A 16,838-nucleotide genomic window follows, 5' to 3' on the forward strand; every position below is an offset into this window, starting at 1 on the left:
GATTACGGCAGCGTTGCAGCGGCGCGCGCTTGATGGCGCCTTTTCAGGCGGCGGCGCCGGACGGCGGTGCATCTTCGCGCTTGGCGCCCTGGAAGCCGTCGTACACGCGGCGGTGGAAGGCATACGAACAGGTGTCGTCGCGCGCGTCGTACTGGCTCACCCACTCCATCAGGTAGGGCAGCATGCTGTCCTGTTCTTCTTTTGATGCGTACTTGTGCGGCTCCCACGGCCGCAACGCGTTGTTGGCCATGCAGGCATCCTTGCCCGGATTGATGAACACCAGCTGGGTACAGAACGGCAGCGCCGCCTCGATCAGGTCTCCGTAGCAGCCTTCGACCACCCAGTCGTCATGGCCGCGCACGAAGGCGTACAGGTCGGCCAGCACTTCATAGGCCGGCCGCGCCACCGCCACCGATCCCGGCACCCAGTAGATGGTGTCGAGATCGAGGTGCCGCAACTTATGCTGCCCGGCCAGCTGGCGCGCGCGCCACGACTTGCCGGACCCTGAATTGCCCATGATGAGAACGCGCATGCAGTTCCTTACGCCAGCAGCGGCACCAGGTATTTGCCGGTGACGCTCTCCGGATTGGCCGCCACGTCTTCCGGCGTGCCGCTGGCGATGATCTTGCCGCCGCCGGCGCCGCCTTCGGGACCCAGGTCGACGATCCAGTCGGCGGTCTTGACCACATCGAGATTGTGCTCGATGATGACCAGCGTATTGCCCTGGTCGCGCAGACGGTGGATGACCTTGAGCAGCAGGTCGATATCGTGGAAGTGCAGGCCGGTGGTCGGCTCGTCCAGGATATACAGCGTGCGCCCGGTGTCGCGCTTGGACAGTTCCAGCGACAGCTTCACGCGCTGCGCTTCACCGCCCGACAGGGTGGTCGCGCTTTGGCCGAGGCGGATATAGCCCAGGCCGACGTCGAGCAGGGTTTGCAGCTTGCGCGCGATCAGCGGCACCGGCTTGAAGAATTCGTGCGCCTCTTCCACCGTCATGCCCAGCACTTCGGTGATGTTCTTGCCCTTGTACTGCACTTCCAGCGTTTCGCGGTTATAGCGCTTGCCGTGGCAGACGTCGCACGGCACGTACACGTCCGGCAGGAAGTGCATTTCGACCTTGATCACGCCATCGCCCTGGCACGCTTCGCAGCGCCCGCCCTTGACGTTGAACGAGAAGCGCCCGGCGCTGTAGCCGCGCTCCTTGGCCGCCGGCACGCCCGAGAACAGGTCGCGGATCGGCGTGAACAGGCCGGTGTAGGTGGCCGGGTTGGAGCGTGGCGTGCGCCCGATCGGCGCCTGGTCGACCGAGATGACCTTGTCGAAATGTTCCAGGCCGCTGATCGAATCGTGCGGCGCCGGTTCGGTCTGCGAACCATACAGGTGGCGCGACAGGGCCGGGTACAAGGTGTCGTTCACCAGCGACGATTTACCGGAACCGGAAACGCCCGTCACGCACGTCATCAAGCCGACCGGCAGCTTGAGCGTGACCTTTTTCAGGTTGTTGCCGGTGGCGCCGGTGATCACCACCTGCTTGTTGGCGTCGGCCACGTGGCGTTTCTTGGGCACCGCGATCTTGAGCGAGCCATTCAGGTAGCGCGCGGTCAGCGATTTCTTGTTCTTGAGGATATCCTTGAGCGTGCCTTCGGCGATGATCTCGCCGCCATGCACGCCGGCGCCCGGACCCATGTCGACGATGTAGTCGGCGGTGCGGATCGCATCTTCGTCATGCTCGACCACCAGCACGCTGTTGCCGATGTCGCGCAGGTGCTTGAGCGTTTCGATCAGGCGGTCGTTGTCGCGCTGGTGCAGGCCGATCGACGGTTCATCGAGCACGTACATCACGCCGGTCAGGCCCGAACCGATCTGCGAGGCCAGGCGAATGCGCTGCGCCTCGCCGCCCGAGAGCGTATCGGCGCTGCGGTCGAGCGACAGGTAGTCGAGGCCCACGTTGTTGAGGAATTTGAGGCGCGAAACGATCTCCTTGACCACGCGGTCGGCGATCTCTTTCTTGGCGCCCTTGAGGGTGAGCTTCTCGAAGAACTCCAGGCATTCGCGCAGCGGTTTGCGCGCCACCTCGTAGATGGCGCGCTGCTGCTTGCCGGTGCCGACCTTGACGTAGCGCGCTTCCACGCGCAGGCGCGCGCCTTCGCACGACGGGCACTGCTTCTCGTTGATGAACTTCGCCAGTTCCTCCTTGACGGCCATCGAATCGGTTTCGCGGTAGCGCCGCTGCAGGTTGGTGACCACCCCTTCAAAGGTGTGCTCGCGAATCACGGTGCGACCGCGCTCGTTCACGTAGGTGAACGGGATCGAGGTCTTGCCGGAGCCGTACAACACCGCCTGCTGCGAGGCCAGGTCGAGCTGCTCGAACGGCATGTCGATATCGAACTCGTAGTGCGCCGCCAGGTTCGACAGCATCTGGAAGTAAAACTGGTTGCGCCGGTCCCAGCCCTTTACCGCGCCGGAAGCGAGCGACAGGTTGGGGAAGGCGACGATGCGGCGCGGGTCAAAAAATTCGATGTGACCGAGGCCATCGCATTCGGGGCAGGCGCCCATCGGATTATTGAACGAAAACAGGCGCGGCTCGAGTTCCTGCAGCGAGTAGCCGCAGGTGTTACACGCGAACTTGTTGGAGTAGACGTGTTCCGCTGCGCTGCCTTCCGCGGCCCGGTCCATCTCGAGCACCACGGCGCGCCCGTCGGCCAGGCGCAGCGCGGTCTCGAAGCTCTCCGCCACGCGCTGCTTGATCTCGGCGCTGACCTTGACCCGGTCGATGACCACATCGATGGTGTGCTTTTCAGTTTTTTTGAGCTTGGGCAGGTCGTCGACTTCGTAGATCTTCGCGTCGTTGGTGCCGCTCTGGATGCGAAAGCGCACGAAACCCTGCGCCTGCATCGCCGCGAACAGGTCGCTGTGCTCGCCCTTGCGGTTGGCCACCACGGGCGCCAGGATCATCAGCTTGGTATCTTCCGGCATGGCCAGCACCGCGTCGACCATCTGCGACACCGTTTGCGCGGCCAGCGCGTGGTCCGGGTGGTTGATGCAGTAGGGCGTGCCGACGCGCGCGTACAGGAGGCGCAGGTAATCGTGGATTTCGGTGACCGTGCCGACCGTGGAGCGCGGATTGTGCGAGGTGGCCTTCTGCTCGATCGAGATGGCCGGCGACAGGCCTTCGATCAGATCGACATCGGGCTTTTCCATCAACTGCAGGAACTGGCGCGCGTAGGCCGACAGCGATTCGACATAGCGGCGCTGCCCTTCGGCATACAAGGTGTCGAACGCCAGCGACGACTTGCCGGAGCCGGACAGGCCGGTGATCACAATCAGCTTGTTGCGTGGCAGGTCGAGATTGATGTTCTTCAGGTTGTGCGTACGTGCGCCGCGAATGCGGATCTGTTCCATGTGTTGTGTGCCTTAAACGGGTCAGCTAATACTATAGCCGTGTTTCAGAAGCGACGTCTGCGGGGACGATTGCCGCGTCCGCAGTTGCGCGAGAAGCGTATTGACGTTGCTCAGGGGTTTTGTTTATTTTCACTGTATATAATACCAGTATTTTGGCGTGTGCATGCGTCTGAGGGGCGCATAATATGGGGCACCATGGCTGCGAACGGGACGCAGTATGGATGCAAGGAGGACGCAGTTTGGATGCGTTGGAGACGCACGCCGGAGTATAATCCTCGTCTAGAAAAATCATCGGGTTGCGGGACGCCGCAGCAGTTCAACAGGAGTAATACATGGCATCAGTCAATAAAGTCATCATCGTCGGCAACTTGGGGCGCGATCCGGAAATCCGCTACATGCCCAGCGGTGACGCCATCGCCAACATCGCCGTCGCGACCTCGTACAAATCGAAGGACCGCAACACCGGCGAGCAAAAAGAGCTGACCGAATGGCACCGCATTTCGTTCTTCGGCCGCCTGGCTGAAATTGTCGGCCAGTACCTGAAAAAAGGTTCTTCGGTCTACGTCGAAGGCCGCCTGCAGACCCGTAAATACACCGACAAGGATGGCGTCGAGAAGTACGCGACCGAAATCGTCGCCGAACAGATGCAGATGCTGGGCGGACGCCAGGGCATGGGCGGCGACGCCGGCGGCGGCGGCATGGACGATGGCGGCGGTTACGATTCGCAGCCGCAGCAGAGCCGTCCGGCGCCACAGCGCCAGGCGCCACCTGCGCCAGCGGCACGTCCGGCACCGAAGCCGGCGCCGAATTTCTCGGACATGGATGACGACATCCCGTTCTAAGACCCGCTGAAGTCATTCATGTAAAAAAGCCCTGTAACTATCTGAAGTTACAGGGCGTTTTAGTTACTGGTGGCGGCTACCCAGGGAAGTGCTGATTTAATCGCCACTGGTCGCCCTTATGTTGCCAAGCTGGCACAATAGCGTATCCCATCTTTCTGCATTCATGATGAAGCAATCGAGCTTTTCTGACGCCGAGTTCGCCAGCAAGAAGAAGCTGACGCGGCGTGATCGTTTTCTGGCTGAGATTGAGGCAGCGACCCCATGGCCGGCTCTGGTGGCAGCTCTACTGCCTTACTACCCGAAGGGTGACGGACGTGGCCGTCCACCGGTCGGCCTGGAACGTATGCTGCGCATGTATATCGCCCAGCTGTGTTTCGGCTTGTCGGACGAAGGCATCGAAGATGCGGTCTACGACAGCCAGTCTATCCGTGCTTTCGTTGGCATCGACTTGACGCACGAATCGGCGCCCGACGCGACCACACTGTTGAAGTTCCGCCGGCTGTTGGAGAACAATAAATTGACGCGTCGGATTTTCGATGAAATCAACGGACACCTTGCCGACAAAGGCTTGCTGATGCGCGAGGGGACGATCGTTGACGCCACCTTGATCGCTGCGCCCCCATCGACCAAGAACAAGGACGGTGAGCGTGATGAGGAAATGCGCCAGTCGAAGAAGGGCAATGATTGGTATTTTGGCATGAAAGCGCATGTAGGTGTGGATATGGCCACTGGCCTGGTTCATACCGTCGTAGGCACAGCAGGGAACGTATCTGACGTGACGCAGGCGTATGCGTTGCTGCACGGCGGCGAGAAGGCTGTGCTGGGCGACGCTGGTTACCAGGGGGTGGCCAAGCGCCCGCAAGGCGCTTAAGAAAAACCCACTGGGCCGCGCGCTTGAAAAGCTGGAGCACACGAAGGCCAGCGTGCGCGCGAAGGTTGAGCATTGCTTCCATGTTGTGAAGTGCCTGTTCAAACATCGCAAGAGGCGCTATCGCGGCCTCGCCAAGAACAACGCACAACTGTTCACGCTGTTCGCTTTCGCCAATCTGGTGCTGGCGCGCAGGTTCCTCGGGTCGCAGCACGCCCGAGTTGCGTCTTGATTGCAGCGGACGGCGGGAAGGCAGTCCAAATCAGTCGATTTCGGGCTCACGCTGACTGATTTCGACCCGAAAAATTGAAGGCGCAAATCGATGCCGAGAATTTCCGGCTGAACCGCGTCAGAAATCGATCAGATCAGCGCTTCCCTAGCGCGCGCGCTTACGGCGCCGTGCGATGCCGAGACCGGCGATGCCCAGGCCAAGCAAGGCCAGCGTTCCCGGTTCCGGCACATTAGTGCTTGGGAGCGTGGTCAGGCTGGCATTGTAGTAAAAGGTCCCGTTCATGAGCGGCCCGCGGTCGCAAGACTGGCTGAACGACGCGTCAAATGTGTCGAGGGCACCGGATTTGAAACTCAACTGATTGACGGTGAAACTGCCCCTCACTTTGTTGCACCCCCTGTGGTTGTAGCTCACGTCCAGGCCGGGATGGCCAGGCGACGCGAAAGCCGCCCGCTCCGCACTCGTATACGTGCCTCCAGCGGCAAGTGGGACGCCCAGCTCTTGGGTCGAAAAATCCAGCATGGCGTATTTGTCGGTCCAACCCAGTACGGTATCAACCATGTAGATGAAGGTCAGGTAATCGGTTGCCGGAGCAGCGAACGTGCCGGTATTGGTGAATTGAACGTTTTTCCGAGAGAGTAGTGGATTGCTGGAAGAATACACATCGTCGACCGCTTTTCCTCCGCTAATCCAGTCGCCAGGCGTGGCGCTCAGGGTGAGACGGGCCACCGAGGCGTGGCTCTGTGCCGCAAGCGCGATCGATGCAATAAGGAGGGCCTTGCCGATGATAAATTTCATTCCGTTTTTCCAGTTAGATGAATGGTTGTGTAGGAAGGCAAGGTTCATGCCCGCCATTTCAAAAACAGGTATGTTGTTATTAATCAATAAGTTGCAAGTTAGATATATTTGTGGTTCGCCATATCTTTTGCATGGTGTAAAGATTTCCGACAGTTGTGCCTTTGGTATCCCTGTGCAGATTTTTGACTCGGCGCGACATCGGGCACATACTTTCACTTTTGGAAAGCACAGGCAATCACATGAATGCGCTCACGCTCCACTACCATCCACTGTCGTCCTGCTGCCACAAGGTACTGATCGCCATCGACGTGCTCGGCATCGAGGTGGACAAGCGCCTGCTCAACCTGGGTGACCCCGGCGAGCGGGCCGCGCACCTGGCGCTGTGGCCTACGGGCAAGATGCCGCTCTTGATGGACGGGCTGCGTCCCGTGCCCGAAACGAGCATCATCATCGAGTATCTCCAGCGCCACCATGCCCGCCCGGGCCGTACGCTCATCCCGGATACGCCGGACGCGGCGCTCGACGTGCGTTTGTGGGACCGCCTGTTCGACCTGTACGTGATGACGCCGATGCAGGCGCTGACAGCCGACCTGCTGCGGCCCGAAGGCCAGCGCGACGCCCACGCCGTGGCCAAGGCGCGCGAAGGCCTGTCGTCGGCCTACGGCTTCATCGACCGCCACCTCGAAGGCCGGACCTGGGTCGCCGGCGATGCATTCAGCATGGCCGACTGCGCCGCGGCGCCGGCCTTGTTCTATGCCTTGGCCTACGTGCCGCTACCGCCGCAGCATGGCCACCTGGCGGCCTATGTCGAGCGCCTGATGGATCATCCCTCGGTGGCGCTCACCATCGATCAGGCACGACCCTACTTCAAGTTCTTTCCTGGCCGCAGCGGCTTGTCCCACCGCTTCTTCGACCCGGCCACGACTTGAGGTGCGGGCCGGGGGCCATCCAGTTGCACCAGGATCCGGACCCAGCCCTGCCTGTGCTTATCGACCGGGCGTGATTGCCCGAGCCGCTGGCACGCCGGCCCCCGCTTGCAACAACCACCCTTGCGCCGGCTGGGTTTTAAATTCCCTGAACGTGCCTTGTTCGGCTTCAATCATCGCTCCCAAGAAAGCACCGGCAAGGGCGCCTCCGGCAATGCCGGCGCCGCCGCTGACAGGCATGGTGCTCACCGTGGTGTGCACCGTCGTGTTCACGCCGGATGTGTTGACCGGACGCGGCGCGAGCGGCGCAACTTTCGAAAAATCGGGTGTGTCGTCGGCGTGGAAGATGGTCAGCGGCCGGTTAGTGCCGACAATGGTGAAGACCATCGGGTCAGCGCCTTGCTTCTTCGGAAGCTGGATCCCGCATTCCAACGCTGTCCCGGCGATCGCCTCATCGTTGCGCGCGCGGCCAGATAGGTACAGGCACATCGGAGGGCCCATGAAGTACGTTACGCTGTCATTCTCGAATTTTCCGATGTAGGTTCCCGGCACGAGCGTGACGTCCCAAAACCCCACCTTCCATTTCACGTTTTCCCTGATCTGCAAGACCTGTTCATTGGCGGGACGCCGCAACGCTTCGGGCCTGACGGCGCAACCCGAGACGAGCAAGGACGTGACGAGCGCCAGCGCTGCACAGGGACGGTATTTTTGAGGAAACATATCCGCCACACTTTCAAAAACTAGAACGATGAGCCGATGGGCGTTCCGCCGTTGCCTGCGGGCTGGAATAGCATCATGCCTGAGCCAGCCACGCCAGCGGAAATTCGATGATCGTCTGTGGCCCGATGGCAACCAGGGCTGCGCGCGCCGCATCATGGAAACGTGGGGTAAAACCGGGCAGGTCGCCGATCTGCGCCCGCGTCGCCAGGTCCCAGACGGTCATCCCCGTGTCGGCCGCGGCGTACAGGCGCTTGCCGTCACTGAACAGGTCGAGAACGCGGCTCTTTTCGTCCATGTCCATGGGCCAGCGCGCGTCGGCAGACAGCGCTGCCTGCACCGTCGCGTCAAGGATGCGCACGCCCGGCCCTTTGCCTGATTCCTCGAATTCCTCCTCGTCCCAGTCCGCCGTTCCCCACAGCGCAACGTGGCGCTCGCTGACCCAGCAGGCAGGCGTATTCCAGTCGTCACGCATCGCGACCCGCACGACCGAGGCGCCGGCTTCACTCTCCCACGGATTGGAACCGAGCCAGTCGGTGACAGACCAGGCCAATGGAATCGAGACCGGCTGCCAGACCCAGCCATCATCGAACAGGCGGCTGCCGTCCGGGCTGGGCCGCAGCTGTCCGTGGAAATAGTCGTGATAATGCTCGGGGAGATCCTTGCCTGACTCATACGCTGCGATGGTGCGCTCGGTAAGCGACTTGCCGGTCGCCGCATCGGCAGCGTCGAGGCGGTTCCAGTCGGTGCGATGGACGAGGACATTGCGCCCTTCATGGCGCAGAAAGCACGCACTGAAGGGCACCTGTTCGGCGTGATAGTCGCCGCCGTCGAGGCGCATCGTGATGGCGCCGGACTGCGTCTCCACCACAATGCCGTGCTGGCCCTGGTCGACAACAATTGCGGCATGGATGCCGTCGGACGATGCATGCAGCCGCAGGCTGGGCGGCAGGCGCTCACGGTCCGGCGGCAGCTCGGGAAGTTCCACCCGGCACAGTTCGACGCTGGCTCCGCTATCGAGATCGACCCCGTGCAGCGCGCCGTCCGTGGTCAGGACCAGCACGTGGCCGTAGGGTGCCTGGACCGGGCAGGCGTCCATGATGGGAAGGGCGGGCCACGAGAGAGTGCGCAGCGGGTATGGCTGGCCATTCGTTGCCTGCAACAGCCTTTCATTGATAGTTATCATTGTAAATTCTTGGTTGCAGGACATAGGTTAGTGCGGCAACGTGACATGTTGCAATAATGGAACAAAAATCACGAGCATGCAATTTTCTAGAAGGCCAGTACATTGATATGGGATACTTGTTGCGTTTTTAACTACATCCTGTCCGTGTGTCATTATGAAGAAACCACTGATTACCTTTTTTGTCGTCTTTGCCATCGCATTCGGCATTATGGCGGCCATCAACATCAAGAAGATCGAGACGAACGTTGCCATCGCCAAAGCGCCCGCCTTCGTGGTTGCAAAACCGGATGGCATTATCAAGAGAACCAAGAAGAGCCGTGATACCTATCAGGTGAAATTTAGCTATTCGATCGCTGGAATCAACTACAACATGGACTCCGACTGGTTCGACACCGTAGCGGAAGCCGAGGCATTGGCCAAATCGCCCGTTCAAATAGCCTACGACAGCATTAAGCCGGAAAACGCCGTGTTCAGAAGCGACTTCGACAAGCGTGACCCCAACGAAGTCACGATAAGTGCGCTTATCAGCGCAGGCGGCTTAGGCTTGTTCATGGCCTTGCTCCTCACGGCTGTTCTCCTCTATAAATTCCCTTCGCTGCGCCGTAGTTAATTTCTCTCTGGAAGGCTTGCCCATAAAGTCCGTCAAGGCCTCAGTCAAGCTGCCTTGAATACGACTCTCCGCTAACTAAAGAAACGGCGGTTTTTTAGTTTGCGCCGGCCCGGCCATGATCCCATGGACGGGGCACCGTCAGGCTGCCGCGCGCAAGGGCCGCAACGCCGCCATGATTTCGCCCGCCAGGCACTCCACCGCCGGCGAACCGCTGTTGCGTCCCCTGATCAGCACCACCTCGAGCGGCTCCACCGGCGGCAAGCCCTCCGCTTCGCCCAGCCGCACCAGGTGCGGCGGGATACTGCACTCGGCCAGCGCCGCCACCGCCAGTCCCGCATCGACCATCGCCACGATGCCCAGCAGGCTCGGGCTGCTGTACGTGGCGCCGTACGGCCTGCCGCTCTTTTCCAGTGCGGCCAGGGTGTGCTCGCGCGCCACGCAGCCCTTGTCGAACAGCGCCACCGGCAGCGGCGATTTTTTCCACACCGCATGCCGCTGCGAGCCGACCCACACCATCGCTTCACGCCGGATGAAACTGCCTTCCAGATCGTCGGCGCGGGTCACGAACGCCAGGTCGATCTGCCCCTTTTGCAGCAGCGGCTTGAGGAGCGTGCTTTGCAGGCAGACCAGCTCGATCTCGACATTGGCGAACAGCTCCGTGAAGCGCTCCAGCACCGGTGGCAGCAGGGACGCCACATAGTCGTCCGGCGCACCGAGCACCACGCGCCCGACCACTTCCTGCGTGCGCAGCGCGGCCAGCGCCTGCCCCTCCAGCGCCAGCATCTGGCGCGCGTACGGCAGTAGGCGCTCGCCCGCCGCCGTCAGCTCGATGCGGCGCGTGTGGCGCGCGAACAGCGCCTGCCCCAGCGTCTCTTCGAGCTTCATGATCTGCATGCTCACCGCCGCCTGCGAACGGTGCACCGCATCGGCCGCGCCGACAAAGCTCATGTGGTCGGCGGCGGCGACAAAGGTGCGCAGCTGGTTCAGGTTCAGGTCTGGAGTCATGGTTTCGATTATCGAATGAATTTCATCAATTAAATCAGCTTGTTTGATGCATGGCGCTGCCCGATGATAGCCCGAAACCACTCACCGGAGCAGATCATGTCCAATCCCGCCGTATCGTTCGCCGCTGCCATGCTCATGCTTGGCACGCTGGGTATTTTCTTCCATGAAGCCGCGCTGGCGCCCGTGATGACCGTATTCTTCCGCTGCGCTTTCGGGGCCGCCATCCTGCTGGTGTACTGTGCGTACAAAGGCATGCTCAAGCGCAGCAACGTATCGCTCAACAACCTGATGCTTGCTCTCGGCAGCGGCATCCTGATGTGCGTGAACTGGGTGATGTTCTTTGAAGCGATCGCCCGCGTCGGCATTTCCGTGACGACCATCGTGTACCACGTGCAACCGTTCCTGGTCCTGATCTTCGGTTCGCTCCTGCTCAAGGAAAGCGTCAGCGCCAACAATATCGGCTGGGTCGTGGTGGGATTTGCGGGCCTCGTGCTGGCATGCGGAGTGCGCACCGACATGGCGCTCAGTTCCACCTATCTGATCGGGATCGCCTGCACGCTCGGCGCCGCCGTTGCCTACGCCGGCGTCACCCTGACCACGCGTGCCATCCGCGGCATGCCGCCCCATCTGACGGCACTGACGCACTGCCTCACCGGCACCGTGCTCACGGCCGGGTTCTTCAGCATGCCCGCTGGCGGCATCGATGCCGCGCAGTGGGGCTGGCTGGCCGGACTGGGACTGATCCCCACCGCGCTCGCCTATGTGATGGTGTACGGCGCCACGCCGCGCATGAACACGGCCGTCATCGCCGTTCTCACCTTTCTCTATCCGGCTGCGGCGCTGGTGGTCGACTTCGTCGTCTACGGCCACGCGATCGGCGCGCTGCAGCTGGCCGGCTTTGCGCTGATCGCCAGCGCCACGCTCGGGGTCAACCTGCAGTGGCATTTTTTCCCATCCCTGAAAGGCGCATGATGCAGCCCTATCAAGCCCGGCGCGCGCAGCTGATCGCGCGGATGCGCAAGCACGGCGGCGGCGTCGCCGTCATTCCCACCGCGCCCGAAGTCGTGCGCAACAACGATGTCGAGTATCCGTTCCGGTACGACAGCTATTTTCATTACCTGTCTTGCGTGATCGAGCCGGAAGCGGTGATCGTGCTGGTGGCCGGGGCGCAATCGCGCTCCATCCTCTTCTGCCGCGACCAGGATGCCGCGCATGAAATCTGGCATGGATTCCGGCATGGCCCAGACGGCGCATGCGCGCATTTCGGGTTCGACCAGGCGTTTTCCATCTCAGTGCTCGACCAGCACCTGCCGGGCCTGTTGGCCAACGCGCCGGCCCTGTACGCCGGCATGGGCCGTAATGCAGCCTTCGACGAGCGCCTCAACGGAGCGCTGCGCGGCCTGCGCGCCGCGGCGCGCTCCGGCGTGCGCGCGCCGCCGGTCACTCACGACGTTCACATGCTGCTCGACGACATGCGGCTGTTCAAGGATGGCGGAGAACTCGACATCATGCGCCGCAGCGCCGCCGTGGCGGCCGATGCCCATCTGCGCGCCATGCGCACAGCACGCGCCGGCCTTGCCGAATACCAGATCGAGGCCGAGCTGCTATACGAATTCCACCGTCAGGGCGCGGCCGCGCCGGCGTATCCATGCATCGTCGCGGCGGGCGCGAATGCCTGCGTCCTGCACCACAATCCCGGCCGCACGCAACTGCGGGATGGCGAGCTGCTGCTGATCGATGCCGGCTGCGAGCTCGACAGCTATGCGTCGGACATCACGCGCACCTTCCCCGTCAAACGGCCGCTTTACGCCCGCGCAAAGGCGGATCTACGAGATCGTGCTCGATGCCCAGCTGGCCGCGCTCGCCGCGGTGAGGCCCGGTGCGAGCGTGATGGCGCCGCACGAGACGGCGGTACGCATCCTGTCGCAGGGAATGCTCGACACGGGCTTGCTCGATGCCGACCGCGCCGGCTCGCTCGACGACGTCATCGGCAGCGGCGCCTATCGCCAGTTCTTCATGTGCAAAACCAGCCACTGGCTCGGGATGGACGTGCATGACGTCGGCAGCTACCGCGAACCGGGCGGCGACGTCTGGCGCACCCTGCAACCGGGCATGACGCTCACCGTCGAACCGGGCCTGTACATCAGGCCGGCGCCTGGCGTGCCGGAACAGTTCTGGCATATCGGCATCCGGATCGAGGATGACGTGGCGGTGACGCCGTCGGGCCGGGAAGTGCTCAGTGCCGGCGTACCCAAGGCAATCGACGATATCGAAGCGCTGATGCGTTGACAAAGGCATGCCGATGACGCACGCTGAGGGCCACAGAACCCATCAGGAGCGACGCGTGAACCTTTCCCCGGCCATTCCCATTCTGCGCATTTTTTCGGAGGAAAAAGCCAGGGAGTTCTACCTGGACTTCCTCGGCTTCGCCTGCCAGTGGGAGCACCGCTTCGAGGAGGGCATGCCCTTGTATATGGAAATCAAGCGTGGCGAGCTGGTCATTCACCTGAGCGAACACCATGGCGATGCCACGCCCGGCTCGACCATCTTCGTCCATCTCGATGACATCGACGCGCTGCATCAGGAACTGACGGCCAAGGAATACGCCTATGCGCGTCCTGGTGTCGACGACCTGCCGTGGGGCAGGGTGATGCAAGTGGCCGATCCCTTCGGCAACCGCATCCGCTTTTGCCAGCCGCCGCCCTGACAGTCGGCGGTAAGGCAGCTACATCTGCCGAAAATGATGCAGGTAACTCCGGCTGACCGGCAGCACCTCCGTACGCCCACGCAAGTGCACATCGGCCGTTTCGTTCACCCCGCGCACCACTTCGCTCACGTAATGCAGATTGACGATCACCGAGCGGTGGATCTGCACGAAGCGGTCCGGATCGAGTTCGTCGCCCAGTTCGCGGATGCTCTTGCGAATCAGCGCCTCGCCATCGTCCCACACCACCGAGGTGTACTTGCCCTCCGCGCGGATGAACGCCACCTGCTCCACCGCAATCAACCGCACCCGGCTGCCGACCGAGGCCTTGATCCACTGCAGCCAGTTGCGCGTGCCGCTGCGCTGGCGCAATTCGCTGGCCATGCGTTCGAGCACCGCGTCGAAGGCCGCGCCGGCGTCGGGCGATCGCCCCAGCCGTTCCTGCAAACGCCGCACCGTGTCGGCCAGGCGCGCCGCGTCGATCGGCTTGACCAGATAATCGATGGCGCCCTGTTCAAACGCCTGCACCGCATACTGCTCGTACGCGGTAATGAACACGATCTGCGAGCGCCGCGCCAGCGCCCGCGCCGCCTCGATGCCGTTCAGGCCGGGCATGTGCACGTCCAAAAACACGATTGCCGGGTGATGCTGGTCGAACAGCTCGACCGCCTCGCCGCCGTTGCGCGCCTCGGCCACGATGTCCAGCTCCGGCCACAGCCGCGCCAGTTGCGCGCGCAGGTGTTCGCGCAGCAGCGGTTCGTCGTCGGCGATCAGGGCGGTCGGGTGGTTCATGCGGCGCTCCGTGGGTGAAAGGTCAGTTCGACGTGCAAGCCGTGCGGCGTCTGCTCGTGTAAATCCAGCTTCGCGCCATTCCCGTAAAAAGCCTGCAGGCGCGTGCGCACATTGGTCAGCCCGGTGCCCGGCTGGCTCAGCTCCGACATCCCGACGCCGGTATCGCTCACCCACAGGCTCACGCGGCCGCTGGCGGCATCGCGCTTGCCGCCGACCTCGATGCAGCCGCCGCCAAGGCTTGGATCGATACCGTGCCGCACCGCGTTCTCGACCAGGGTCAGCAAGGCCATCGCCGGAAACGCCAAGCCGTTCAGCCCGGGCGCCGTCTGCACGCTGAAGCGCAGACGGTCGGGCATGCGCATGTGCATCAGCTCCAGATAGGCGCGCACCAGCTGCAGCTCGGTGTCGAGCGTGGCGTCGGCATCGTTCAGGCGCGGCATCGCGGCCTTGATGTAGGCGATCAGATGGCGCAGCACCGGCCCCGCATTGTCGGACTTGGCCTCGACCAGCGCCTCGATATTGGCCAGCGTATTGAACAGGAAGTGCGGCTCGATCTGCGCCTGCAGCAGGCGCAGGCGGGCGTCGAGCAGCTCGCGTTCGAGGGTGTGGCGCTCGCGCTCTGCCTGCAGGCGTGCCGCGCGCTCGCGTGCCTTGCGTTCCAGGCGCAGCGCCACGAACGTCACCAGCACCCCGACGACGATCGCGACGGCGGCCAGCATGATGTAGCCATACGCCAGCTCGCGTTTGGCGGGACTTTTCTCCGTCAGCCGGAAAATGGCCAGCGTGGCGACAGGCGCCATCAGCGCCACCGCCAGCAGCCGCACCAGGGCCGGCGGCAGCCAGCGCTGGCGCAGCGTGCCGCTCGCCGTGTAGGTGAGCAGCAAGGCGATGGCGATGAAACCGATGCGCAGCAGTACCGACAAAAACGGTCCCGACGACAGCGCTGACAGCACCCACGTCAGTTGCAGCGCGATGAGCGTCACCACCAGCGCCTGGCGCAGGGTCGGCAGCGCCGGATGGCGCGAGGGCAGGGCAGGTGGCGGCGCGTTGGTCATCCCGCCACAATAACCGTTCGCCGACCGTCGTTCAAGCCCGGAAAACCGCCGCCGGTCGCGCCGATCGCCGCGTGCCCTCGCCAGCGGCGCCGCTTGCTCCTACTGTGTGCCCATCCGATATCAACCGAAAGGAAGTTCCATGATCTCGCACACTGCTGGAAGCATGCCGCGCCCGGCACCGGGAAGCACGGCGGGCGCGGGCGCGCGGCGCGACAGGGTCGACAGCGCGCTGGCGTGGTCGGCGCGCCTGTGGTTTGGCGTGGCCGTGCTGGGGCAACTGCTGTTCGCCTGGTACGTGGCCGTGTTCTACGGCGGCGCGCTGGCGCACGGCGACCTGGCGCAATGGAACAAGGTCATGCCGCGCGGGTATGTCCCCGGCGACACGGCCGGCAATGCCGCCATCGGCATGCATATGCTGGTGGCGGTCGTCATCACCATCGGCGGCGCGCTCCAGCTGATGACGCCGCTGCGGCGCCTGGCGCCCTCGTTTCATCGCTGGAACGGGCGCGTGTATGTGGTGCTGGCGGTGGCGTCCAGCCTCGTCGGCCTGTACATGGTGTGGTTTCGCGGCGCGGTGGGCGGCCTGGCGCAGCATGTGGGCATCAGCGGCAATGCGGTGCTGATCGTGCTGTGCGCGGCCTTGGCCGTGCACCATGCGCGCGCCGGCCGCATCGCCCTGCACCGGCGCTGGGCGCTGCGCCTGTTCCTGGCGGTCAGCGGCGTCTGGTTCTTCCGGATCGGCCTGATGGCCTGGATCGTCGCCAACAAGGGGCCGGCCGGGTTCGATCCCGTGACCTTCCAGGGGCCGTTCCTGAGCTTCCTGGCGTTTGCCCAGTACCTGCTGCCGCTTGCGGTGCTGGAGCTGTATGCGCGCGCGCAGGCGAGCGACAGCGTGGTGGCGCGCAGCGCGATGGCCGTCGCCATGCTGGTGCTGAGCGTGGCGACGGCGGCGGGCGTCGCTGCCGCGACGATGATCCTGTGGCTGCCGCATCTTTGAAGCGCCGATCAGGCGGGGAACGCCTCGGCCGTCGTGCGGACGGTCAGTGCGCTGTCGGCGGGCACCGGCAAGCCTGACCACACCCAGTTGTGGTGCGCGATGATGGCCGGCGCAGCGAGGTGCGGACGGTCGGCGGTGGTGTGCGCATCCGACAAGACCACCACGCGCAAGCCGCGCGAGGCTGCCGCGCGCACGGCGGTGTCGATGCAAAATTCGGTGGCGAAGCCGCTGATATACAAGGTGGTGGTCGCGCTGGCCGCCAGCTGCGCCGCCAGGTCGGTCGCGGCGAACGAGTCGCCCGCCAGCTTGTGCACCGCGCCGTCAGTGGCGGATTTTTCCAGCGCCGGGATGACTTGCCAGGGCGCCGAGCCGATGCTGGCGTCCGCATCCGAATGCTGGACGAAGATCACCTTGCCGCCTTGTGCGCGGATGCTCCTGGCGGCGTGATTGATGCGCTCGACTACGCCGGCGGTATCGAAACACGGTTGGGCGGGGTTGTTCAGCCATGCGTTCTGCATGTCGATGATCAGGAGTGTGTTCATGGGGGCCGGCTCGTGGTGAATGAAGGAGCGTCCAGTGTTATCGAAAACATCACTTTTGTAAACGCTCATCCGGTTCGGAGATTGGTAACCAGCGCTTGCGAATCCGCACCACCCTGACGTTGCATGCCAACAGCGGAACCACGGCTTCCAGTCAAAATTCCTACA

General features: G+C 63.2%; 15 protein-coding genes and 2 pseudogenes. 8 read left to right on the forward strand and 9 right to left on the reverse strand.

Annotation, left to right across the window (positions count from 1 at the left end; translation table 11 throughout):
* Window positions 1-43: 43 nt before the first annotated feature.
* Both RBA40_RS27615 and uvrA read right to left on the reverse strand, forming a co-directional pair.
* A complete protein-coding gene (locus RBA40_RS27615) occupies window positions 44-532 on the reverse strand; it encodes a P-loop NTPase family protein (RefSeq protein ID WP_306651590.1) in 489 nt (162 codons plus the stop codon).
* An 8-nt stretch (window positions 533-540) separates the two neighbouring features.
* Window positions 541-3,402 (reverse strand): excinuclease ABC subunit UvrA, encoded by a 2,862-nt coding sequence (gene uvrA / locus RBA40_RS27620; protein WP_306651592.1) that lies wholly within the window; start codon window positions 3,400-3,402, stop codon window positions 541-543.
* A 332-nt stretch (window positions 3,403-3,734) separates the two neighbouring features.
* On the opposite strand from uvrA, the gene ssb reads away from it, so the two are divergent.
* On the forward strand, window positions 3,735-4,244 hold the full coding sequence (ssb, locus tag RBA40_RS27625) for a single-stranded DNA-binding protein (RefSeq protein ID WP_306651593.1): 510 nt from the start codon (window positions 3,735-3,737) through the stop codon (window positions 4,242-4,244).
* 163 nt (window positions 4,245-4,407) lie between these two features.
* A pseudogene (locus tag RBA40_RS27630) lies at window positions 4,408-5,344 on the forward strand (IS5 family transposase).
* A 144-nt stretch (window positions 5,345-5,488) separates the two neighbouring features.
* Here the strand turns inward: RBA40_RS27630 and RBA40_RS27635 are convergent.
* Window positions 5,489-6,139, reverse strand: coding sequence for a PEP-CTERM sorting domain-containing protein (locus tag RBA40_RS27635; RefSeq protein WP_306651595.1), 651 nt, complete (start codon window positions 6,137-6,139; stop codon window positions 5,489-5,491).
* Between the two features lie 239 nt (window positions 6,140-6,378).
* Between RBA40_RS27635 and RBA40_RS27640 the strand changes: the two genes are divergently transcribed.
* Window positions 6,379-7,068 (forward strand): glutathione S-transferase family protein, encoded by a 690-nt coding sequence (locus tag RBA40_RS27640; protein WP_306651596.1) that lies wholly within the window; start codon window positions 6,379-6,381, stop codon window positions 7,066-7,068.
* A 57-nt stretch (window positions 7,069-7,125) separates the two neighbouring features.
* Here RBA40_RS27640 and RBA40_RS27645 read toward each other — a convergent pair whose 3' ends face one another.
* Both RBA40_RS27645 and RBA40_RS27650 read right to left on the reverse strand, forming a co-directional pair.
* Window positions 7,126-7,785 carry a hypothetical protein gene (locus RBA40_RS27645; RefSeq protein ID WP_306651597.1) on the reverse strand — a complete coding sequence of 220 codons (660 nt, stop codon included), beginning with the start codon at window positions 7,783-7,785 and terminating at the stop codon, window positions 7,126-7,128.
* Between the two features lie 73 nt (window positions 7,786-7,858).
* The gene (locus RBA40_RS27650) at window positions 7,859-8,968 is read right to left on the reverse strand and encodes a hypothetical protein (RefSeq protein ID WP_306651600.1); all 1,110 of its coding nucleotides are present in this window, start codon (window positions 8,966-8,968) and stop codon (window positions 7,859-7,861) included.
* 154 nt (window positions 8,969-9,122) lie between these two features.
* Here RBA40_RS27650 and RBA40_RS27655 point away from each other — a divergent pair, with 154 nt between their 5' ends.
* Entirely contained in the window at window positions 9,123-9,578 is a 456-nt protein-coding gene (locus RBA40_RS27655) for a hypothetical protein (RefSeq protein ID WP_306651602.1), read from the forward strand.
* A gap of 138 nt (window positions 9,579-9,716) precedes the next feature.
* On the opposite strand, the gene RBA40_RS27660 is transcribed toward RBA40_RS27655, so the two are convergent.
* Window positions 9,717-10,583 (reverse strand): LysR family transcriptional regulator, encoded by an 867-nt coding sequence (locus tag RBA40_RS27660; protein ID WP_306651604.1) that lies wholly within the window; start codon window positions 10,581-10,583, stop codon window positions 9,717-9,719.
* Between the two features lie 96 nt (window positions 10,584-10,679).
* Here RBA40_RS27660 and RBA40_RS27665 point away from each other — a divergent pair, with 96 nt between their 5' ends.
* The 3 genes and pseudogenes from RBA40_RS27665 (at window position 10,680) to RBA40_RS27675 (ending at window position 13,290) form a co-directional block, all read left to right on the forward strand.
* Window positions 10,680-11,555, forward strand: coding sequence for a DMT family transporter (locus RBA40_RS27665; protein WP_306651606.1), 876 nt, complete (start codon window positions 10,680-10,682; stop codon window positions 11,553-11,555).
* Window positions 11,555-12,872: pseudogene (locus RBA40_RS27670) on the forward strand (aminopeptidase P N-terminal domain-containing protein). Before RBA40_RS27665 ends, RBA40_RS27670 begins: the two are co-directional and overlap by 1 nt.
* A gap of 55 nt (window positions 12,873-12,927) precedes the next feature.
* On the forward strand, window positions 12,928-13,290 hold the full coding sequence (locus RBA40_RS27675; protein ID WP_306651608.1) for a glyoxalase superfamily protein: 363 nt from the start codon (window positions 12,928-12,930) through the stop codon (window positions 13,288-13,290).
* A gap of 18 nt (window positions 13,291-13,308) precedes the next feature.
* Here RBA40_RS27675 and RBA40_RS27680 read toward each other — a convergent pair whose 3' ends face one another.
* Together RBA40_RS27680 and RBA40_RS27685 are read right to left on the reverse strand one after the other, a co-directional pair.
* On the reverse strand, window positions 13,309-14,079 hold the full coding sequence (locus RBA40_RS27680; protein ID WP_306651610.1) for a LytR/AlgR family response regulator transcription factor: 771 nt from the start codon (window positions 14,077-14,079) through the stop codon (window positions 13,309-13,311).
* Window positions 14,076-15,134: a sensor histidine kinase gene (locus RBA40_RS27685; protein ID WP_306651611.1), complete on the reverse strand. Its 1,059-nt coding sequence runs from the start codon at window positions 15,132-15,134 to the stop codon at window positions 14,076-14,078. The genes RBA40_RS27680 and RBA40_RS27685 overlap by 4 nt, the downstream gene beginning before the upstream one ends.
* Window positions 15,135-15,273: 139 nt before the next feature.
* Here RBA40_RS27685 and RBA40_RS27690 point away from each other — a divergent pair, with 139 nt between their 5' ends.
* Window positions 15,274-16,131: a DUF2306 domain-containing protein gene (locus RBA40_RS27690; protein WP_306651613.1), complete on the forward strand. Its 858-nt coding sequence runs from the start codon at window positions 15,274-15,276 to the stop codon at window positions 16,129-16,131.
* An 8-nt stretch (window positions 16,132-16,139) separates the two neighbouring features.
* Here the strand turns inward: RBA40_RS27690 and RBA40_RS27695 are convergent, their stop codons facing one another.
* Complete coding sequence (locus tag RBA40_RS27695) at window positions 16,140-16,673, reverse strand: isochorismatase family protein (RefSeq protein ID WP_306651614.1); 534 nt, start codon at window positions 16,671-16,673, stop codon at window positions 16,140-16,142.
* Window positions 16,674-16,838: the final 165 nt, after the last annotated feature.

The organism is Massilia pseudoviolaceinigra (genome assembly GCF_030846505.1).
Lineage (GTDB): Bacteria > Pseudomonadota > Gammaproteobacteria > Burkholderiales > Burkholderiaceae_D > Telluria_A > Telluria_A violaceinigra.